The organism is Allobosea sp. UNC402CLCol, assembly GCF_000745475.1.
Lineage (GTDB): Bacteria > Pseudomonadota > Alphaproteobacteria > Rhizobiales > Beijerinckiaceae > Allobosea > Allobosea spartocytisi.
The window spans coordinates 79,341-100,394 of record NZ_JQJJ01000016.1 but is presented as its reverse complement, the minus strand read 5'-3'; the positions used below and the strand labels follow the sequence as shown (position 1 = coordinate 100,394).

General features: G+C 69.0%; 15 protein-coding genes. 7 read left to right on the top strand and 8 right to left on the bottom strand.

All coding sequences use genetic code 11. From position 1 onward, the window contains the following. Positions 1–23: 23 nt before the first annotated feature. Positions 24–1,823 carry a chloride channel protein gene (locus GY40_RS21540; RefSeq protein ID WP_191125026.1) on the bottom strand — a complete coding sequence of 600 codons (1,800 nt, stop codon included), beginning with the start codon at positions 1,821–1,823 and terminating at the stop codon, positions 24–26. A gap of 255 nt (positions 1,824–2,078) precedes the next feature. Between GY40_RS21540 and GY40_RS21535 the strand changes: the two genes are divergently transcribed. From GY40_RS21535 to GY40_RS21525, 3 genes are read left to right on the top strand one after another with little or no spacing between them, the layout of a single operon-like run. Further along, entirely contained in the window at positions 2,079–2,819 is a 741-nt protein-coding gene (locus tag GY40_RS21535) for a gluconate 2-dehydrogenase subunit 3 family protein (RefSeq protein ID WP_038366793.1), read from the top strand. A gap of 15 nt (positions 2,820–2,834) precedes the next feature. After that, the gene (locus tag GY40_RS21530; protein ID WP_038366790.1) at positions 2,835–4,598 is read left to right on the top strand and encodes a GMC family oxidoreductase; all 1,764 of its coding nucleotides are present in this window, start codon (positions 2,835–2,837) and stop codon (positions 4,596–4,598) included. Beyond that, positions 4,595–5,815, top strand: a complete 1,221-nt coding sequence (locus GY40_RS21525; protein WP_038366787.1) for a c-type cytochrome — start codon at positions 4,595–4,597, stop codon at positions 5,813–5,815. Before GY40_RS21530 ends, GY40_RS21525 begins: the two co-directional genes overlap by 4 nt. Before the next feature lie 162 nt (positions 5,816–5,977). On the opposite strand, the gene GY40_RS21520 is transcribed toward GY40_RS21525, so the two are convergent. Continuing rightward, entirely contained in the window at positions 5,978–6,436 is a 459-nt protein-coding gene (locus tag GY40_RS21520) for an Lrp/AsnC family transcriptional regulator (RefSeq protein WP_038366932.1), read from the bottom strand. A 121-nt stretch (positions 6,437–6,557) separates the two neighbouring features. Between GY40_RS21520 and GY40_RS21515 the strand changes: the two genes are divergently transcribed. From GY40_RS21515 to GY40_RS21505, 3 genes are all read left to right on the top strand, one after another. Beyond that, positions 6,558–7,745 carry a diaminopropionate ammonia-lyase gene (locus tag GY40_RS21515; RefSeq protein WP_038366784.1) on the top strand — a complete coding sequence of 396 codons (1,188 nt, stop codon included), beginning with the start codon at positions 6,558–6,560 and terminating at the stop codon, positions 7,743–7,745. A 29-nt stretch (positions 7,746–7,774) separates the two neighbouring features. Beyond that, complete coding sequence (locus tag GY40_RS21510) at positions 7,775–8,419, top strand: glutathione S-transferase family protein (protein ID WP_038366930.1); 645 nt, start codon at positions 7,775–7,777, stop codon at positions 8,417–8,419. A 61-nt stretch (positions 8,420–8,480) separates the two neighbouring features. Next, positions 8,481–9,677 carry a multidrug effflux MFS transporter gene (locus GY40_RS21505; protein ID WP_051988382.1) on the top strand — a complete coding sequence of 399 codons (1,197 nt, stop codon included), beginning with the start codon at positions 8,481–8,483 and terminating at the stop codon, positions 9,675–9,677. A 64-nt stretch (positions 9,678–9,741) separates the two neighbouring features. Here GY40_RS21505 and GY40_RS21500 read toward each other — a convergent pair whose 3' ends face one another. Then, complete coding sequence (locus GY40_RS21500) at positions 9,742–11,829, bottom strand: transglycosylase domain-containing protein (RefSeq protein WP_156116035.1); 2,088 nt, start codon at positions 11,827–11,829, stop codon at positions 9,742–9,744. A 342-nt stretch (positions 11,830–12,171) separates the two neighbouring features. Here GY40_RS21500 and GY40_RS21495 point away from each other — a divergent pair, with 342 nt between their 5' ends. Continuing rightward, positions 12,172–12,561: a DoxX family protein gene (locus tag GY40_RS21495; protein ID WP_038366781.1), complete on the top strand. Its 390-nt coding sequence runs from the start codon at positions 12,172–12,174 to the stop codon at positions 12,559–12,561. An 81-nt stretch (positions 12,562–12,642) separates the two neighbouring features. On the opposite strand, the gene trxA is transcribed toward GY40_RS21495, so the two are convergent. From trxA to GY40_RS21470, 5 genes are all read right to left on the bottom strand, one after another. Further along, a complete protein-coding gene (gene trxA / locus GY40_RS21490; protein ID WP_038366779.1) occupies positions 12,643–12,963 on the bottom strand; it encodes a thioredoxin in 321 nt (106 codons plus the stop codon). Between the two features lie 116 nt (positions 12,964–13,079). Continuing rightward, positions 13,080–13,736: a DUF1345 domain-containing protein gene (locus GY40_RS21485; RefSeq protein WP_038366776.1), complete on the bottom strand. Its 657-nt coding sequence runs from the start codon at positions 13,734–13,736 to the stop codon at positions 13,080–13,082. After that, the gene (gene addA / locus GY40_RS21480; RefSeq protein WP_051988381.1) at positions 13,733–17,230 is read right to left on the bottom strand and encodes a double-strand break repair helicase AddA; all 3,498 of its coding nucleotides are present in this window, start codon (positions 17,228–17,230) and stop codon (positions 13,733–13,735) included. Before addA ends, GY40_RS21485 begins: the two co-directional genes overlap by 4 nt. Beyond that, complete coding sequence (addB, locus tag GY40_RS21475) at positions 17,227–20,334, bottom strand: double-strand break repair protein AddB (protein ID WP_038366922.1); 3,108 nt, start codon at positions 20,332–20,334, stop codon at positions 17,227–17,229. Before addB ends, addA begins: the two co-directional genes overlap by 4 nt. Continuing rightward, entirely contained in the window at positions 20,327–21,031 is a 705-nt protein-coding gene (locus tag GY40_RS21470) for a nucleotidyltransferase family protein (RefSeq protein WP_051988401.1), read from the bottom strand. Before GY40_RS21470 ends, addB begins: the two co-directional genes overlap by 8 nt. Between the last annotated feature and the right edge of the window lie 23 nt (positions 21,032–21,054).

Genomic DNA, 21,054 nt, shown 5'->3' with positions numbered 1-21,054 from the left:
ATCGGCGGAAAAGGGAAGGCAGGCTACTCGCCCGTCAGCTCGCGGTTGCGGCGACTGACCTCTTCGCTGTAGCGCTTGATCGCATGCGCCTCGCTGAGGATGCCGACGAGGCGCCGGCTCTCGCGATCGGCGACGACCGGCAGCGCCTCGCTCTCCGCCTCGTCGAACAGCTTCAGCGTGTCGCGCACCGACATGTTGGCGAGGAGCATCTTGTCGCCGTTGCGCAGGAGATGGCGCACGGTGCGCGGCGCCGGCTCGGCCGCGGCCTGCTCGTCGAGCGCGGGGTCGGGCTCGTAGAGCGCGCCCGGCGGGATCATGCCGGCATAGGCGTCGTTCTGGCCGACGGCGACGAGATAATTGATCGAGCCGGGCGGATATTTCAGCCGGGCCTCGGCGATCGGCGCGTCCGCCTCGATCTTCGGCACTTCGAGACGCATCATGCTGCCGGCGGTGAGATCGCGGATCCAGCCGACATCATAGGCGCCGCGGATGCTCTCACCGCGCAGATGGAAGCGCCAGGTGGCGAAGGAGTAGCCGAAGAGCCGGCGTGTCACCAGCGAGGCGGCGCCAGCCGCGCCCATCACCGCCAAGGTGAGCTTGAGATTGCCCGTCATCTCCAGCGCCAGGAGCGCCATCGTCATCGGCCCGCCGACGATCGAGACGGCAAGCGAGCTCATCCCCACCAGCGCGAACAAGGTCTCGTGGCCGACGAGATTGGGGAAGAACGGGGTGAGCAGGCCGATGAAGAGCCGGCCGGTCAGGACCCCGAGCAGCAGCGAGGCGAAGAACAGGCCGCCGCGGAAGCCGGAGCCGATCGAGACCGAGGAGGCCAGCGCCTTGGCGACCAGCACCAGCGCCAGCAGGCCGAGGCTCGCATCCATGCCGAGATAGAGGTTGATGGCGCCGTGACCGGCCGAGAAGACCGAGGGAATCCAGATGGCGAGCGCGCCGACGACGAGCCCGCCGAAGGCCGGGCGCAGATAGGTCGGGATGCGCGAGCGGCGGAAGGCCGCCTCGACGAAGGCGGCGGCGCGCATCACGACGATGCCGACGAGGCCGCAGGCCGAGCCGAGCAGGACGACCAGCGGCAGGTCCGAGATGGTGATCGAGCCGATCGCCGGCACCTCGACCGAGAGCAGGGCCGGCGAGAGCAGATCATGCGTGACGGTCGCCATGAAGGTCGCGGCCATGACCGGCACGAAGACCGCGATCGAATAGCTGCCGAGGATGAGCTCGAAGGCGTAGAAGGCGCCGGTCAGCGGCGCGTCGAAGGCGGCGCCGATCGCACCGCCGGCAGCGCAGCCGACGATGAGCCGCATATCCGCCCGGCGCAGGCGCAACCGGCGTCCGATATGGGAGGCGAGCCCGCTGGCGGCCTGCGTGTAGCCGGCTTCAAGCCCGACCGAGGCGCCGGAACCGCTCGAGCCGATGGTCTGGAGCGCGACGATGATGCTGTCGCGCATCGACATGCGCCCGCCATGCAGCGCGTTGGCCTCGATCGGGTCGACCGGCTGGCTGCGGCGGCGGAAGAAGAACCAGGAGGCGAAACCGACGACGAGGCCACCGGCCACCGGCCCGGCAATGGCCCGCCAGGGCGGAATGCCGCTCGCGATCGAAAGCCGCTGGCCGCTGGCGATGCCGAAGATCAGCTCGTGCAGGAACTGCGTCGCCAGCGACATCGCGACGACGACGATGCCGGCCAGGACGCCAACCACCGACGCCAGGACGACGATCCCGATTTCGCTGGACCGGATCAGCGCGCGCAGGCCCTGCGGCGTATCGGGAGACGACGTGTCGGGAGGGGTGGCTTTGACGGTGATCAAGGCAGCGGCCCGTGAGGCGGGTTTGCGTTGGCCGGCGGTCGCATATTGCCGTGGCGATAACAAGGGCCGGGGAGTCACCCGATGCGATCATCATGCTTTCGGGTGAAGTGGTTTCAAAAAGATGTCCGTTTGCATGCCCTCGACGCATGACGGCCGCGCTCGATGCGCGGTTGATTGTCATCGTTCCAAAGTGAAGTTTCGGCGATGTGGTCCGCGGCGCTTCGCCGCAGAAGACCAGCCCAGCGAGGCCCGTCTATGCCGTCCCTCTCTCCCAGTCGGCGCCAGTTTCTTTCCTCCACCGGTATGTTGCTGCTGATCGCCTCGGCTCCCGGGGCGCGCGCCGCGGAGCATTCCGGTTCGCTGCCGTGGAAGCCCTTCGCGGCCCTGCCTCCCACGACGCTGCCCGGCGGGCGCTGGTACGTCTTCTCCCCGGAGGAAGCCCGCACCGTCGAGGCGATCGTCGACCGATTGATCCCGGCCGACGAGCTCAGCATCGGCGGCAGGGAGGCCGGCTGCGCAGGCTTCATCGACCGGCAGCTCGCCGGCAGCTACGGCTCCTCGGAACGACTCTACACGCAAGGCCCCTTTGCCGCCGGGCTGCCGACGCAGGGCTATCAGGGCAGCGCGGCGCCGACCCGGCGCTATCGGGAAGGGCTCGACGCACTCAACAAGCACACAAGGGCGAATTTCGGCGGCAAAGCATTCTTCGATCTCGGCGCCGCCGAGCAGGACCAGGTGCTGAAGGATTTCGAGACCGGCAAGGTCGACTACAAGCCCGCCGCGGGCTTCTTCAACCTCGTGCTGCAGAACACGATGGAAGGCTTCTTCGCCGACCCGATCTATGGCGGCAACAAGGACATGGCCGGCTGGAAGTTCATCGGCTTCCCCGGCGCCCGCTACGATTATCGCGATTACATCACGGCCCATAACCAGCCCTTCCCCCTGCCGCCGCTGTCGATCGCGGGCCGGCCGGAATGGAAGACGGGCGACAAGTAGGCGGGAAGCTGACAGATGGCACGCAAACTCCCCCGCAAGGATGTCGTCATCGTCGGGCTCGGCTGGACCGGCTCGATCCTGGCGCATGAGCTGACGGATGCCGGCCTCGACGTCGTCGCGATCGAGCGCGGCCCCTGGCGCGACACCGCGACCGACTTCAACGTCGCCTACGCCCCCGACGAATTGCGCTATGCCGTGCGCAAGGACCTGTTCCTGCAGCCGGCGCAGGAAGCAATGACGATGCGCAACAACGTCACGCAGACGGCGCTGCCGATGCGCGACTACGGCTCCTTCCTGCCCGGCACCGGCGTCGGCGGCGCGGGCACGCACTGGAACGGCCACACCTGGCGCTTCTTTCCGAGCGATTTCACGCTCAAGACGCATCTGACCGAGCGCTACGGCGCAGACAGGCTCTCCGAGCTTCAGATCCAGGACTGGGGCGTGAGCTATGACGAGCTCGAAAGCGCCTTCGACCGCTTCGAATACCTTGCCGGCATTTCCGGCAAGGCCGGGAACCTCAACGGCACGATCCAGCCGGGCGGCAACCCCTTCGAGGGGCCGCGCAAGCGCGAATACCCGCTGCCGGCGATGCAGATGACCTATGCGCCGACGCTGTTCGCGGAAGCCGCGCGGTCCAGGGGGCTGCACCCCTTCCCAACGCCCTCGGCCAATCTGTCCAAGGCCTATGTCAACCCGCTCGGCATCGCCATGGGGCAATGCACCGCCTGCGGCTTCTGCGAGCGCTTCGGCTGCGCCAATTATTCGAAGTCGAGCGCGCATACGACCGTGCTGCCCGTCCTGATGCGCAAGTCGAATTTCGAGGCGCGCACCGAATGCGAGGTGCTCAAGATCAACCTGGCGCCCGACGGCAAGACCGCGACGGGCGTCACCTATATCGACGTCAACGGCGAAACTTTCGAGCAGCCGGCCGATATCGTGCTGCTCAACGCCTACGGGCTGCACAATGTCCGGCTGATGCTGCTCTCGGGCATCGGCAAGCCCTACGACCCTGCGACCGGCGAAGGCGTGGTCGGGCGCAACTACTGCTACCAGACCAATGCTTCGGCGCAGGTCTTCTTCGAGGGCAAGTCGATGAACCCGTTCATCGCGGCGGGCGCGCTCGGCCAGACGGTGGACGACTATAATGGCGATGCCTTCGACCATGGCGCGCTGAACTTCGTCGGCGGCGCCGGCATCAACTGCATCCCGACGAATGGCCGCCCGATCCAGTACCGGCCCGTGCCGCCCGGCACGCCGCGCTGGGGCTCGGCCTGGAAGAAGGCGACCAGGCAGTATTACAACAACACCCTGACCTTCTCGTCGCAGGGCTCCTCCTATGCGACGCGCGGCAACTATCTCGACCTCGATCCGACCTATAAGGACCGCTTCGGCCGGCCGCTGCTGCGCGTCACCTTCGACTTCCCGGACAACGACATCCGCATGTCGAACTGGGTGAGCGACCGGATGCAGGAGATCGCCACCGCGCTCGGCGGCAAGCAGGCGGTCGTCGGCAAGCAGCAGAAGGGCTGGAACTCCGTGCCCTATCAGAGCACGCACAACACCGGCGGCGCGATCATGGGCACGGACCCGAGGACCAGCGCGGTCAACCGGCACCTGCAGAGCTGGGACGTGCCGAACGTCTTCGCCATCGGCGCCTCGGCCTTCCCGCAGAATGCCGGCAAGAACCCGACCGGGCCGGTCGGCGCGCTTGCCTTCTGGGCCGCGGATTCGATCCGCAACCACTATCTGAAAAACCCCGGCAAGCTGGTGGAAGCATGAAGAAGGCAGCGCTCCTCGCCGGCCTCGCGGCCGCCACGCTCTTCGGGGCGAAAGTCCTCGCCTCCGACCTGTTCGACCGCATCAATGCCGGCCGCTACCAGGCGATTCTGGCCGATTGCGCGGCCTGCCACACCAAGCCCGGCGGCAAGCCCTTCGCCGGGGGGGCGCCGCTGCAGACGCCCTTCGGCGCGCTGGTGCCGTCCAACATCACGCCAGACCTCGAGACCGGCATCGGAAGCTGGACCTATGCGGATTTCCGCAGCGCGGTGAAGACCGGCGTCGGCAAGGACGGCAAGCGTCTCTATCCGGCGATGCCCTACCCGGCCTATGCGACGATGAAGGATTCCGACGTCGCCGATCTCTGGGCCTATTTCCAGAAGGTCGAGCCGGTCTCGAACCGCGTCGTCTCGAACCAGCTCCCCTTCCCGTTCAATATCCGCGCCACGATGATCGGCTGGAACCTCCTCAACTTCTCGCCGAAGGAGTTCGAGGCCGATCCCAACAAATCGGCCGCGTGGAACCGGGGCGCCTATCTGGTCAACGGCGCCGGCCATTGCGGCACCTGCCATACGCCCAAGAGCCTGACCGGCGCCGACAAGGGCGACGAATTCCTGCGCGGCGGCAATCTGCAGAGCTGGTTTGCGCCGAACATCACCAGCGATCCGCATAAGGGCATCGGAAGCTGGGCGACCGACGACATCGTCGCCTATCTCAAGACCGGAGCGAACCGCTTCGATATCGCGTCGGGCCCGATGGCCGAGGCCATCAGTCACTCGACGCGCCTGTGGGACGACGCCGACCTCACAGCCGTCGCGACCTATCTCAAGGACGTCAAGGGCGACGGCGCGCCAGCACCCACCCCGGTCGTTGCGACCGATGCCGCCATGACCGCCGGCAAGGCGATCTATCTCGACCGCTGCTCGGCCTGCCACATCTCCTCCGGCGTGGGTCAGCCCTCTCTGTTTCCGACGCTGGCCAAGACTCCGACGGTCAACGGTACCGACCCGACATCGCTGATCCGCGTCGTGCTGGAAGGCAGCCAGGCGGCCAGCACCGCCGCCAAGCCGACGACGCCGGCGATGCCCTCCTTCGGCTGGAACCTGAGCGACGCCGATGTCGCCAATGTGCTGACCTATGTCCGCAACAGCTGGGGCAATGCCGCCCCGCCCGTGACAGCCGGGCAGGTCAAGGATCTGCGGGCGGCGCTGACGCGATAGGGACTGCGCGGCATTCCCTCGCGCGGTCATCCCGGGCGGAACGCAGCGCAGACCCGGGATCCATGCCTGAACCTTCAGCGGATTCGCTCCGGCATGGATCCCGGGTCGGCGCCGCCAGCGGCGGCTTGTCCGGAATGACCGGCTAGGGCTCGAGAGCGATCCCTAGACCGGGACAGTCAGCCCGGTCTTGACCCGGTCCATGGCGACGAATGAGCGGAACTTGCGGATATTGGGGTTGGCGAAGAAGAGCCGGCGGGTCAGCGCCTCATAGGCCGCCATGCTCGGCACCAGCACGACCAGCATGAAGTCGACCTCGCCGGTGACGTAGTAGCATTGCTGCACCTCCGGCGCGGCGAGGAAGGCGGTCTTGGCGGCGTCGATGTCGACGGCCGTCTCGCTGACGAGCTCGATCTCGACGAAGAGCGTGATCGGATGACCGAGCGCGGCGGGATCGACCACCGCGACATTGGCCCGGATGACACCTTGCGCCTCCATGCGGCGGATGCGGCGCTGCACCGCCGGCGCCGAGAGATGGACCCGCTCGCCGATCACCCGCTGCGGCGTGGTGTTGTCCTGCTGGAGGATGGCGAGGATCGCGCGGTCGAAAGCGTCGAGTTGCATATCCGGCTCGGGCACGCCCTGCTCCGCGAAATAAACTTGCATCCGAAGGGCTGGATTGCAGCACCTTTTTCGCCTGCGTTGCAATATCCATTCGCTATCCGGTGGAATGGCGAGGCGATCCATGTTCCTGCTCAACACGCATCACGACTATGGACGTGATCTCGACCCGGCCGATGTCGCGATGCTCGGGCCGTCTGGGGCGCAAGCCATCGCGCGGCATCTCGCCCAGCGCGCCGGCCATGCGCCGACGCCGCTCCATGCCCTGCCCGGGCTCGCAGCAGCGCTGGGAATCGGCGGGCTGTTCATCAAGGATGAAGGCCGGCGCCTCGGGCTCGGCAGCTTCAAGGCGCTGGGGGGCGCCTATGCGGTGATCCGGCTCGCGCTGGAGGAAGCGTCGGCCAGGCTCGGCCGGAGGTTGGACGACACCGAGATCAACGACCCCGCCATGCGGGCGGTCGCCGCCGGCATGACCTTCGCCTGCGCCACCGACGGCAATCACGGGCGCTCGGTCGCTCAGGGCGCGCAGCTCATCGGGGCGAAGGCCGTGATCTTCGTGCATGGCGGCGTCAGCGAGGAGCGCGTCGCGGCGATCGCACGCTTCGGTGCGCAGATGGTGCGGGTCGCCGGTACCTATGACGATTCGGTCGTCGAAGCCGCGCGGGTCGCGGCCGAACAGGGCTGGACCGTCGTTTCGGATACCTCCTGGGACGGCTATGAGCGCATTCCGGGCCTGGTGATGCAGGGCTATACGGCGATTGCGAGCGAGGCCTTCGCCCAGCTCCCGGAGCATCCGACACATGTCTTCGTGCAGGCCGGCGTCGGTGGCATCGCCGCCGCGCTGGCGGCACAGATGCAGACGCAGTTCGGCGCCAACCGCCCGTTCTTCACCGTGGTCGAGCCGGAACTCGCCGCTTGCGTCTTCGCGGCCGCGCAGCAGGGCCGCCCGGTCAAGATCGCCCATGGCGCCCCGACGGTGATGGCGATGCTCGAATGCTACGATCCCTCGCCCCTGGCGCTGCGCGTGCTCTACCGCGCCGCCGACGCCTTCCTCACGGCAGCGGATTCCGATGCCGTGGAGGCGATGAACCGGCTCGCCCGCCCGGTCGCGGGCGATCCCGCGATCGTCGCCGGCGAAAGCGGCGCGGCAGGGCTTGCGGGACTACTGGCGGCGCTGCGCAATCCCGATACGCGCGCGGCGCTGAAGCTCGACGGGACCTCGCGCGTCTTCCTCGTCAACACCGAGGGTGCGACCGACCCGGCGCGCTATGCCGAGCTGGTCGGGCTTTCGCCCGGCGCGGTGGCGCCATGACCCCGCCGGCGGCGAGCACCGGCGCGCGCCTGCCGCTCTATTCGCAGAGCCACTCACCCTATGCCCGCAAGGTCATCGTCTTCGCCCATGAGGCGGGGCTCGCCGAACGGCTCGCGGTGATCGACCATGAGACCAGCCCGACCAACCGGAACAACGCCGTCTTCGCGGTCAACCCACTCGGCAAGGTGCCGGTTCTGATCACGCCGGAAGTTGGCGCGATCTTCGATTCGCTGGTGATCTGCGACTATCTCGACCGGCTTCATGCCGGCCGGCGGCTGATCCCGCCCGGCGGGCCGACGCGCTGGGAGGCGCTGCGTCTGCACGCCATCGCGCAGGGCCTCTGCGATGCCGGCATCGCGCTGCGCTGGGAGACCGAGCGCCGCCCCGCGCATCTGCGCCATCCGCCGCTGGCCGAGGGGCAGGCCGCCAAGCTCGTCGAATCCTACGACCTCATCGAGCGGCAGAATGGACTCGAAGGGCCCGTGCATCTCGGCCATGTCGCACTGGCGACCGCGCTCGCCTGGCTGGAATTCCGCGCGCTGCCGGATTTCCGCACCGGCCGCCCCCGGCTGACCCGGTGGTACGAGGCTTTTTCCGAGCGCCCGTCGATGCGGGCGACGGACTATTCCGGTGAGACGCAGGATGCTCCGCCGGCCACGACCATTGCCGGATGACCGGCTGACGTCGTAGCAGGGGCGCGCGGCCCGCGATCCGGCCGTGTGCCGGAGACCCGCGATGAAGCTTCGTCCCGATACGCTGGCGATGACGGCCGTCCTCGCCATGCTGACGGCGCTGGGTCCGCTCTCGACCGATTTCTACCTGCCCTCGCTGCCCGACATCGTGCACGTGATGGGGACCGACGTCGCCGGCGCGCAGGCGACGCTCTCCTCCTTCCTCTTCGGCTTCGCCGCCGGGCAGATCCTGTGGGGGCCGCTCTCGGACCGGCTCGGGCGCAAGCCCGTTCTGCTGGCGGGGCTCGGCCTCTTCACCGTGGCGACGCTGGCCTGCGCCTTCTCGCCCTCGATCGAGGCCCTGACCGCGGCGCGGGCCCTGCAGGCGCTCGGGGCTTCCGGGCCGATCGTGCTCGGCCGCGCCATGGTGCGCGACCTCTATGAAGGCGCGCGTGCCGGCAAGGAACTGGCCCGGATGGGCATGATCATGGGGCTGGTGCCGGCGGTGGCGCCCGTCATCGGCGGCGTGCTGCAGGTCGCCTTCGGCTGGCGCTCGACCTTCATCGCCTCGCTCGTCTTCGCGCTCGGGCTGGCGGCGGTGATCGTCACCGTGATGCCGGAGACGCTGCGCAAGCGCTCGCCGCAGCCGCTCTCGCTCGTCACGATCTTCAAAGGCTTCGGCACTTTGCTGGAGAACCGCGCCTTCCGCGTCTATGTCGCGCTGACGGCGCTTGCCTATGCCGGGCTCTTCGCCTTCATCTCCGGCTCGTCCTTCGTGCTGACCGGCGTCTACGGGCTGACGCCGGTGCAATACGGGCTTTCCTTCTCTTTCGGCGTCGTCGGCTTCATTGGCGGCACCATTCTGGCGCAGCGGCTCGTCGGGTCGCGCGGCATGGACGGGATCATCGGGCTCGGCGTGCTCTGCCTGGCGCTTGGCGGCCTGATGATGCTGGGCGCCGTAGCGACGGGCGCGGGCGGGGCCTTCGGGGTGGTGCTGTCCTGGGCGGTCTATGCCTGCGGTGTCGGGCTCACCATGCCGCAGGCGCAGGCCTCGGCGATGATGCCGTTTCCGGACCGTGCCGGCGCGGCCTCGTCCTTCAACGGGCTGTGCCAGATGCTGCTCTCGGCTTGCGTCGGGCTGCTCGTCGGCCACCTGCTGAAGGGGGCGGCGCTGCCCCTGCCGCTGGTGATGTCGGCGCTCGGCGTCGCGGCCTTCGTGCTGTTCAAGCTCAGCGGCCGGGTCAGGGCCGCGAAGCACTGAAGGGGGCTCTAGGCGTCACGCATCGGCTTGCTCCGAAAAGTGCACTCCACTTTTCGGACCGATGCTAGCCCCCGAACAGCCGCTCCAGGAAGTTCTTCTCCTGCGGCGGTGGCGGCACCCAGGCGCGGTCGCCCTCGAGCGGCATCGGGCCGCCCTGTTGCGGCGCGGCCTGGGCGATCGGCGCCTCCACCGGCGTCGGCGCGCCCTGCCAGAAGCCGCCGGGCAGCGGGATCGGCTGCGCACCGGCATGGGCCAGCTTCATGTACTTGCCCCAGATCTCGCCGGGCAGGCCGCTGCCGGTGACGCGCTTCATCTTCGAATTGTCGTCGTTGCCGACCCAGACGGCGGTGACGAGCTTGGCCGTGAAGCCGACGAACCAGGCGTCGCCGTAATCCTGCGTCGTGCCCGACTTGCCGCCGACCTCCCAGCCCGGAATGTTGAACTTGCTGCCGGTGCCGCCATTCATGACGCCATTGAACATCGTGTCCATCATCGCCAGCGGCTGCGGCTGGATGACGGGGCCGAAGCTGTTGGCCTTGCGGGCATAGACGACCTTGCCGCTGGTCTGGCGGACCTCGCGGATGACATAGGGCAGCACCGACTGGCCGCCATTGGCGAAGGTGGCATAGGCCGCCGTCATCTCGAGCGGCGTCACCTCGGAGGTGCCGAGCGCCAGCGACATATTGGGCTGGAGCGCCGAGCTGATGCCGAGGCGCTGGGCCGTGCGGACGACCTCCTTGGGCGTCACCTCCTGGATCAACCGGGCGGCGACCGTGTTGAGCGAATGTTGCATCGCGGTCCGCAGCGTCACCGGGCCGCGATAGGTCCGCGAATAGTTCTCCGGTTCCCAGCCCTTGATCGAGACCGGCGCATCGTCGCGGATCGTGTCGGGGGTGAGCCCCTTCTCCATCGCCGTCAGATAGACGAAGGGCTTGAAGGAGGAGCCCGGCTGGCGGCGCGCCGCGGTCGCGCGGTTGAACTGGCTCTTGGTGTAGTCGCGCCCGCCGATCAACGCGCGGATGGCGCCATCGGGCGCGAGCGAGACAACCGCGCCCTGGGAGGCATGCAGCTTGGCGCCCTGCGCCGAGAGCGCATCGACGAGGATGGTCTCGGCCGAGCCCTGCAGCTTGGTGTCGATCGTGGTCAGCACGGTGACGTCGCCCTCGACCGCACCGATGAAGTCGTCGAGCACGTCCATGACATAGTCGGCGGCATAGTTGACCGAGCCCGCGCCGGTGCGTTCGGGCACTTCGGCCGGGGCGGTCATCGCGGTCTTGGCCGCGTCCTGCGAGATGAAGCCCTGATCGGCCATGGCAGCGATGACGAGCTGCGCCCGCTTCTCGGCCAGATCGGGGTTGCGGTTCGGCGCCAGCCGCGACGGCGCCTGGACGAGGCCGGCCAGCATCGCCGCCTCGGCGATCGTCACCGAGCGGGCCGATTTGTTGAAATAGCGCTGCGCCGCCGCCTCGACGCCATAGGCGCCGGAGCCGAAATAGACGCGGTTCAGATAGAGCTCGAGGATCTGGTCCTTGCTGTAGGTGCGCTCCAGCCAGAGCGCCAGGATCGCTTCCTGGATCTTGCGGGCGGCGGTGCGCTCCTGCGTCAGGAAGAGGTTCTTGGCGAGCTGCTGGGTCAGCGTCGAGCCGCCCTGCACGCCGTTGCGGCCGCGCAGATTGTTGACGACGGCGCGGGAGATGCCGACCGGATCGACACCGAAATGGTCGTAGAAGCGCTTGTCCTCGATGGCGACGAAGGCTTTCGGCAGATAAGGCGGTATCTCGCCCAGCGTGACGGTGCGCCCGCCCGTCTCGCCGCGATTGGCGAGCAGCGAACCGTCGGCGGCGAGGATCGCGATGTTCGGCGGCCGGCGCGGCACGGTGAGCTGATCGATCGGCGGCAATTGCGAGGCGTAATAGGCCACGACGCCGCCGACGCCGATGACGCACCAGAGGCCGAGCACCATCGTCCAGTAGATCAGCCCGCCGAAGAGGGAACGCCGCCGGCGCCTGCCGCGTTTCTTACTGCCACCACCACCACCGCCGCTGCCATTGCGCTTGTCGCGGCGTGGCAGATTGCGCAGTTGCCGCTCGGGTTCGGTCCGGGCCGGAGCCCGCTGGAATCGAGTCGGGCGATCGTCTGGAGAAAGGCGCATGTCACCGTCGTCGCGGCTTTCGCCGCGCCCAGAATCAAAGGAGGGCTCGCGCCGCTCGCCTCGTGAAAGCCGGTCGTTCATCCTGTCCCGTTCGGCCGCTAGCCCGCCCTTCAATGCGGTCAGGCCAATCAGAATTCAAACATGGCGCTTTTAAGGGTTCGTAAAGCGTGCAGTGCGGCAAGGATAACACAGTCGTCGCGGGAACGTGATTATTTTGCAAATGCGCAAACGAGGATGAGCCCGTTCGGGATGTTGCGCAAAGTCGGAAGCCCTGCCTAAAAGCCGAGCAGGAAACGCGCAGGAACCCGCCGCCCACCACCGCTTCTTCGACAGAGGATCCAGATGACTTCCCTCAATCGCTATGCGCCTCATATGCTTGGCCTGCTGCGTATCGTCACCGCGCTGATCTTCATCGTGCACGGCGCGCAGAAGCTCTTCGGCTTCCCGGCCCCTCCCGGCCCCAGCCTGCCTGCGGTCTTCACGCTCTACTGGTTCGCGGGCGTGCTCGAATTCGTCGGCGGCCTGCTTGTGCTGGTCGGCTTCCAGACCCGGATCGTGGCCTTCATCCTCTCCGGCCAGATGGCCTTCGCCTACTGGATGGCGCATGCGCCGAAGAGCCTCTATCCGGCCCTGAACGGCGGCGATGCGGCGATCCTCTACTGCTTCGTCTTCCTCTACTTCGTCTTCGCCGGCGCCGGCGCCTTCGCGATCGACAAGGACAGCCGCGCCTGAAGCCGCTGTAGTCCCCCGAATCGAAAAGGCCCGCCTCCTCATGGAAGCGGGCCTTTTTTTGATGCGATCGTTGAAAGCGGATCAGACGGCCGCGGAGATCCAGCGCGAGAGATCGCTCTTGGGAGCGGCGCCGACCTTCTGGGAGGCGAGCTTGCCGTCCTTGAACAGCATCAGCGTCGGGATCGAGCGGATGCCGAACTGAGCCGGGATCTGCTGATTCTCGTCGACATTCATCTTGACGATCTTGACCTTGCCGTTGAGCTCGGTCGCGATCTCCTCAAGCGCCGGGCCGATCATGCGGCAGGGGCCGCACCATTCCGCCCAGAAATCCACAACCACCGGCTCGGAGGACTTGAGGACATCGGCCTCGAAGCTCTGGTCGGTTACCTTGCTCGTTGCCATGACTGGCCGCCTTTCGGTTTCAGTGGGAGGCAATGCCACCCTTCGCAGCGAAGCTATGAACGACCGCCCCTTCGGTCAAGACGCGTGTATCGCAGGGCAGAGGCGAGGCTGACGCGTCACGATCCCCCCGAAACCAGGCTTGCCCCGACATTGATCGCCATCGCCAGGATCGACGTGTTGAAGATGAAGGTCAGGACGGAGTGCAGCAGCACGACGGCCCGCGCCTCGCGCGTGGTCACGCCGACATCGGAGGTCTGCGAGGTGCAGCCGATCGTGTAGGAGAAATACAGGAAATCGATGTAGTCCGGGTCGCCCTTGCCCGGAAAGCCGAGGCAGGGCGTGGTCTTGCCGCCGCGATAATAGATGCTGGCATAGTGCAGGGCGAAGAACGCATGCAGCAGCGTCCACGAACACAGGATCGTGGCGCCGCCGAGCGCCAGATGCAGGCCGCGATCCGGCGCCGGCACCGCCCCGATGCCGGTGAGCTGAAGCACGATGGCGACCAGGCTCGCGCTCGCCGCCAGGCAGGCGATGATGAGAATCGCGAAGGCGCCCTCGTCCTGTCGCTCGGCGCGCGCCCGGATTTCATCGACGCTCTCGGTGAACATGGTCGAGGCGAGCAGAACGAGATAGAAGACCGCGCCGACATCCCAGGCGATCAGCAATCGCGTCGCCCAGCGCCAGTCGCCGGGCAGCAGGACGGTGAGCCCGGCGCCCGCGGCCAGTGCCACCAGAAGCCGTGGACGCAGGAGCAGCGACGGCAGGAGTTTCATGGGCGGGATCCAGCAGGGAATTCGACCGTAGCGCCCGGCGCCGCCCCGGCCAAGGTCGCGAGCGCCGCCGAGAGGCGCTCAGCGGAAAACTCGAAGCAGGCGAGGTTCGCCGTATAGACCACCAGCGCCCGCACCTGCCGGCCGGGATAGATATCCGCCAACAGCGCGGCATAGGCCGCGAGCTGGGCCAGCGTGCCGGCCGGAATCGCCTCGATGCCGCGCGGCGGGTTCGCCGTCGTCTTGAAATCGGCGACGATCACGCTGTCGGGCGTTATCGCCAGCCGGTCGATCCGGCCCGACACAGCCCGCTCGATCCCGCCCGGAAGCCGGATCATGCCGGCGACCGGAACCTCCGCCAGCGCCCCCTCGGTGAAGAGCGCAGCGAGATCGGGCACCGCAAGCAGGCGCAAGGCGTCGGCGGCGAGACGGGCGCGGTGCTCGGGCGGCAGCGCGCCGCCGCGCGCCTGCGCCAGCGCTTCGGCTGTTGCAGCGCGGCGCTCGGCCGGGACATCGGGCAGGAGCTGGAGCAGGAGATGCGCCAGCCGGCCGGCCGCAGCGGCCTCGGCTAGGAACGGCCCATCGCCCGGACGCTCCTCGCGATCGGCGGCGGCGAGCGCGCCGGACGGCTTCAGCGGCGGGGCCGGCTCGGCCTCCCGCACGACCGGGCGCGCCAGCCAATCGGGGGGCGCAAGCCCTGCCGGAGCGGGGGTCGGTTCGGGCTCATCCTCCGGGGGCGCCGGCGGCGTCACGGTGAAGCGCAGGATCGCCTCATCCCCCTCCCCGATCTCGCGCAGGCCGGCCTCGGAGGCTGCGAGCCCCTCGGCGATCATCGCGTACCAGCTTCCCTCCGGCGCCTCGCCCTTGGCTTGCGCGGCACAGACGATCAGCCGGTCTTCGGCGCGGGTCATCGCGACATAGAGCAGGCGGTGATGCTCCTCGACCATCTGCGCCACCACGACCGCCTTGGCGCCAGCCGTCGCGGCGATGTCCTCGGCGCTGGCCGGCGGCCAGATCGGCACGAGTGAGCCGCCCGGTGCCGGAACGGCCATGATCTTCGGCAGGCGCTTGGCGCCAGGCTCGGGACCGAGATCGGCGAGGATGACGATCTTCGCCTCCAGCCCCTTCGAGCCATGCACGGTCATGACGCGCACCTCGCCAGCGCTGGCCGAGAGGTCGCGCTTCACATCGGCGGCGCTGCCGCTGACATGCTGGAGGAAGCCCGCGAGCGAGGGGCCGTAGCGCCGCTCATAGTCGAGCGCGGCATTAAGGAAGGCATCGAGCGCGTCGCCGGCCTCGGCGCCCAGCCGCGCCAGAGCGAGACTGCGCCCGCCACCGGGGCCGAGCAGATCGGCTAAGAAGCGGAAGGGGCCACAACGCCCGGCCTCACGGGTCCAGTGGATCAGCTTCGCTTCCACGGCGGCATAGCGCGGCTCGGTTCCGGCGGCCTCCTGCAAGGCGGCGCGCAAGGAGCCCTTGCGGCCGGGGGCGAGGCGCAGAAGATCGTCGTCGTTCAGGTCGATCAATGGCGTCTTGAGCGCGGTCGCCAGAGTGAGGTCGTCATCCGGCAGCAGCAAAGCGCGGCCGAGCACGACGAGATCCTCCACCGCCGGATGCTCGGCCAGCGTCAGGCGGTCGCGCCCCGCGACGGGGACATCGGCATCCTTCAGCGCCTTGACGATCGCCTCGAACAGTGCGCCGCGCTGGCGCAGCAGGATCATCACATCGCCGGCCTTGAACGGATTGCCGCGATCGTCGCGGCGGTCGCGATGCCAGCGCTGCAAGGTGCGGGCGATGCGTTCGGCGAGCTTGACCGTGCCGCTGCGGCGCTCGGGCGCGTCGACCGGCGTCGTCCAGGCATCGGGCGGCTCGCCGGTATCGTTGGCGGCGAGCGGCCAGATATCGACCGTGCCGGGCGCACTGCGGCGCACGGTGTCGTGCGTTTCCGGCCGCGCCGCACCGTCGAAGACGAGTCCGCGCGCATGCCCGGGCAGGGCGAAGACGGCATCGACCGCCTGCATGATGTCCGGCGCCGAGCGGAAGGAGGTGTTGAGGCTGATCGCCTCGAAATCCAGCTGCGCGGCCTCGATTCGCCTTTCCAATGCGCGCCTCTCCTCACCGAAGGCTGCGGGCGCGGCTCCCTGGAAGCCATAGATCGACTGTTTCTCGTCGCCGACGACGAAGATGGTGCGCGGCTTCGCCCTGAGGTCGCCGCCGCTGGTGAACTCCTCGGCGAGCTTGCGCAGGATCGCCCATTGCGCCTCGCCGGTGTCCTGCGCCTCGTCGAGCAGGATGTGGTCGATGCCGGCGTCGAGCTTGTAGAGCACCCAGGCGGCCTCGACCCGCTCCAGCAGCGAGCGCGTCCGCGCGATCAGGTCGTCATAGTCGAGCAGCGAGCGCAGGCTTTTCTGGCGCTGGTAGGAAGCCAGCATGCGCGTCACCAGCAAGGCGAGCGCCGCGCTGCGGTCGCGGATGGCGATGGCGTTCAGCCGGTCGGACGCCGTCAGCAGACAATCCGCCAGCGCCTCGAGCGTCGCAAGCAGGGCGCCGTCGAAGGCGGAGTTGCCCCGCCCACGCACATTACTGTTGATCGCCCCTTCCGCGGTGATGAAGCCGCGCCGGCAAAAGGCGACAGGGTCGCCGTCATCCTGCCCGGCGAGCAGCGCGCGCAAGGTCGCGGCGAAATCCTGCCGGGTCTTGCTGCCGGCGGCGAGCGCCTCGATCAGCGCCTGCAGGCCGGACAGCGCGGTGAATTCCGCGCGGAAGGCGGCCTTGACCGCATCGGCTGTCAGATCGGGCGCGATGCCGAGGAAGGCGGCGATGCCGGCGCGCATCTCCTGGGGATCACGGGCACGGCCGTTCGCATCGCTGAACAAGGCGCGCTGGCGCAGCGCCTCCTGCACCATGCTCTCGAATGAGTCCTGCGCCGCGAGCCGCGCCAGCAGGTCGAGCGCCGTCGCCTCCGGCCCTTGCGGATTGGCCGCGACGAGCGCGAGCAATTCGCGCCGCGCCTCGCGCAGCATCTGCGCCTGGGCGAGATCATCCGCGACCTCGAAGCGCGGCGGCACGTTCGCCTCGAAAGGCGCCGCCTGGAGCACGCGGGTGCAGAAGGCGTGGATCGTCTCGATCCGCAGGCCGCCCGGCGTCTCCAGCGATTCCGCGAAAAGGCGGCGCGCCTTGGCCTGCTCGGCCATGGTCGGCATACCGCCGGTCAGTCGCGTCAGCTCCCGGCGCAAGGCTTCCGGGTCGAGCGTCGCCCAGTTGCCGAGCGCCTTGAAGATGCGGTTCGCCATGTTGGCGGCCGCCGCCTTGGTATAGGTGATGCACAGCATCCGGCCGGGCGGAACGCCGTCGAGCAGCAAGCGCAGCACCCGGTTGACCAGCACATGGGTCTTGCCGGAGCCGGCATTGGCCGAGACCCAGGCGGAGAGGCCGGGATCGGCGGCCCGCGCCTGCCGCTGATTGGTCAGCGGCGGAACGATCCAGCCCGGCTTCATGGTTCGCCCCCTTCGTCTCCGGCGGGAGCGGCCGACCATTCCTTGACCCGGGCGAGATGATCGTAGGGGCTGGCGTAGCGGATATAGTCCGGCGCGCGGCGCGAGACATAGGCCTCGCGGCCGGAGCGCAGCGCATCGAGATGCTTCAGCAGGTTGTCGAGGTGCCGGGCTGCGACATCCGCCAGCGGCTCGCCGTCGAAATCGAGCGGCTTGTCCTTGGCCCAGCCCTTCGGATCGTGATGCAGCTTCATGTAGAGCAGGCCTGAGACCGGCGTCGGGCCGGCCAACCCCTTGAAGCCGGCGCGGGCGGCAAGTTCGGCTTCGAGCGTGAGCTGGGGGGCGAAGCCCTTTTCCACCTGCGCCTTGCTCGGCGGTGCGCCGGTCTTGAAATCGACGATGCGCAGGCTCGGCTCGCGGGTCAATTCGATACGGTCGGCGCGGCCATGCAGGCGGAACTCGCTGCCATCGGCCAGAGTGAAGCTCGCGCCGGTGCCGAGTTCGACGCCGATGCGGGCGATCTCGCCGCGGCGGCGCTCCTCCCAGCGGACGAAGTGGCCTGCCGTCAGCAGGAAGCGCGGCCACCAGAAGGCGCGCACCTCGGGCACGTCGTCATAGGCCTGGAACAGGCGATGGCCGATGGCGACGACCTGCCCCAAGGCATCGGCGGGCAATTGCTCGGGATAGGTCCTGGTGAAGTCCTCGACGATGCCGTGCAGCAGCTTGCCGCGATCCTGCGCGGTCGGGTCCTCGATCAGCTGATCGAGCGCATCGAGCTTCAGGATCTTGCGGGCATGGATCTGATAGGGGTCGCGATAGAGCGTCTCGACCTCGGTGACGCTGAGCGAGAGCGGCTGCCATTCGCGCGGCGGGCGCGGCGCCGGGCGCGCCACGGGTTTCGCAGCCGCCGGCGCGCTGAGCAGGGCCGCAAAGCCGCGCAACCGATCGCCTCGCTCAACGGCGGCTTTCCAGATCTCCGCCGGCGCCACCGCCTGCAGGCGCTGCCAGAAGCGCGAGGCGATGGTTTCCGCCTCCCCTGCCTTGCGCGGGCGCGTCAGCGTGACGGTCGGCGCCATCAGCGCCTGGATGAAGTCATGCGCCGTCTGGCCGATGCGGCGCTCCGGCGGCGTCAGGCCGAGCTCGGCGCGCATCGGGCGGTTGATGAAGGAATCGGTCGTGGTCTGCGGCGGCCAGACCGTCTCGTTCAGCCCACCCAGCACGATATGGTCGGCTTCGAGCAGGCGCGCCTCGAGCAAGCCCCAGATGGCGACGCGCGGATGGCCCGGCGCCTTGCGCGCGACTGCGCGCTCGCCCAGCAAGCCGTCGAGGATCGCGACGAAATCCTGCGCCCGGCCGCCCGGCGGCATCACGCTTTCGGCAGCAACCAGCTCGTCGAACAGCCCGGAGAGCGCCTCGCCATCCGGCCCGACAAAGGCGAGCGGTTGACCGGCTTCGCCCGCACTGAAGGCGGTGACGGCCTCGCGGGCCGCCCGAACCACGCGGGCAAGCGACGGCTCTTCGAGAAACAAGGCTTCGAGCAGGGGCGCGCTCGCCCGCTCGATGGCGTGCAGCAGCGTGGCCGCAGTGGCACGATCCTCCGCCGTCAGCCGCGCCTGCGGGCCGGGCACGTGCCGGTCCTTGCGCAATTCGTCCCATTGGTCGAGCGCGACATTGAGGCCGGCGAGCCCCTTGCCGACCGCATTGCCGCGCCAGGTGCCGATCTCCAGCGCCGCCGCGCCACGCGCGACCGCCTCGCGGCTCAAGCCCAATCGACAGAGCGGGTGGGCGAGCAAGGGCACCAGCGTCGCCGGCGTCATCTGCGCCAGCGCCGCCTCCAGGATCTGCCGCAGCAGCGCGCCCGCGGGCCAGCGGCCCAGCGGCAGGCCGGCGGAATCGTCGACCTCGACGCCCCAGCGCCTCAGCTCGACCGCCACGCGCTCGGCGAGACCCCGGTCCGGCGTCACCAGTGCCGCATGGCTCCCCGGCTGCTCCAATGTCTCGCGCAGCGCCAGCGCCACGGCCAGCGCCTCCTCACGCTCATCCGCCGCCTCGACGATGCGCAGGCCATCGAAGGCGGCCTCGGCCATATCCTGCCGCACGCGCCGGCCGAGATCGGACCAGAGCTCGGTGACCGAGGCAGGCAACGTCGCCTCACGTACGAGGTCGGCACGGGCGCTGCGGGCGGCATCGGGCACGGCGAGCTCGCGCACATCGGCGCGCGTCGCCTGAAGCACCTCCATCAGGCGGTGCAGCGCGGCTTGCGGGTGGGACGGCGCGGGCTCGGCCTCGATCGCCGTCCAGCTCCGCTCGTCGAGCCCGAGGTCGATGCCGGGCAGCACCACGGCCCCGTTCGGCAGCCGGGCGATCGCCGCGAGCAGTTCCGCCGTCGCGGGCACGGTGCCGGTCGAACCGGCGGCGATGATCGGCCCCTTCGCTTCGCCCGCGAGAAGCCGCTCGCGTTCGGCCGCCAGCATCCGGTTGCGGAAATCGGCGGGATCGCAAGCGTCCAGTTCGGCAAGGATCTGCGGCCAGGCCTCGCCGAGAATGCCGAGGAAGCCGGCATTGAGCTGCCAGACCTTGTCGAAGCGCGCGGCATCGAGCGTGCCCAGCCGCTCGACAGGCACGCCCTCGGTCTGCATCTGGTCGAGCAGGGCGGCGAGATCGCCGGCCAGCCCATAGGCCTCGGCCAGCGTCGCCGGCACCAATGACGGCTCGGACGGGTCGAGCCGGAGATGGCTGCGATTGGCTGTGCGCCCCCACGCATCGACCAGCCTGGTCAGCAGCATGCGGCGCGTCAGCGGCTCGATCGGCGCGACGCGCTCGCCCGCCCAGGCGCCGGAGCCGATCAGGGCCGTCTCGGCCTCGTCGACATCGCCGAGCGGGACGATGCGGGGCAGGAGCAACGGCCTGCCGCCGAGCCTGCCCGCCAGGATCGCGGTGAAGGCGCGGGCGGCGCGGCGCGTCGGCAGATAGAGCGTCGCGCGCGCCATGGCGGCGGGATCGGCCGGGTCGTAGACCGGGCCGAAGCGGCCCTCGACCATCGCCCCGGCCAGCACCTCCAGAAACGGCGCGCCGGCCGGGATGCTGAACAGGTTGAGCTCAGGCATCGACAGGCTGAGCGGCGAGCGCGGCCTCGGCCGGCGCGATCGCGTCGGGCGTGCCGACATGGAGCCAGCGGCCTTCCAGCACCTCGCCGAAGAGACGGCCCTGCGCGATGGCACGGTCGAAGAGCAGGTTGAGCGAGAACGGACCGTCGGGCGTGTCGGCAAAGAGCCCGGGCTTCAGAATGGCGACGCCGGCATAGACCCATGGCGCGCGCGCGGCCGAACCACGGCGTGTCAGGCGCCCGTCCGCGCCGCGGAAGAAGTCGCCCGCACCGTCGAAGCCGAGACTGGTTTCGAGATCGGCGAGCAGCAGCAGGATGTCCATGCGCTCCGGGTCCCAGCTCCGCGCCATCGCCGGGAGCGCCGGCCGGCCCGTCTCGCGCCAGAGCGCGTCGGAATTGGTGTGGAAGAACGGCGTCGTGCCGAACAGGGGCAGCGCCTTCTTCACGCCGCCGCCGGTCTCGAGCAATTCGGCGCGCTCGTCGGAGATGGTGATGCGGGGCCATTGCCGGGCGGCGAGATGGGCCTCGACCTGGCCGGCAAGGTGATGGACGTTGACCACCGCATCCTCGACACCCGCATCGGCCAGCCGGTCGAGCATATGGTCCAGCATGGCTCGCCCGCCGATCTTCACCAGCGGCTTCGGCAGCGTATCGGTGATCGGGCGCATGCGCTGGCCGAGGCCCGCTGCGAGCACCATGGCCCGGCGGATCGGCGGCGTGG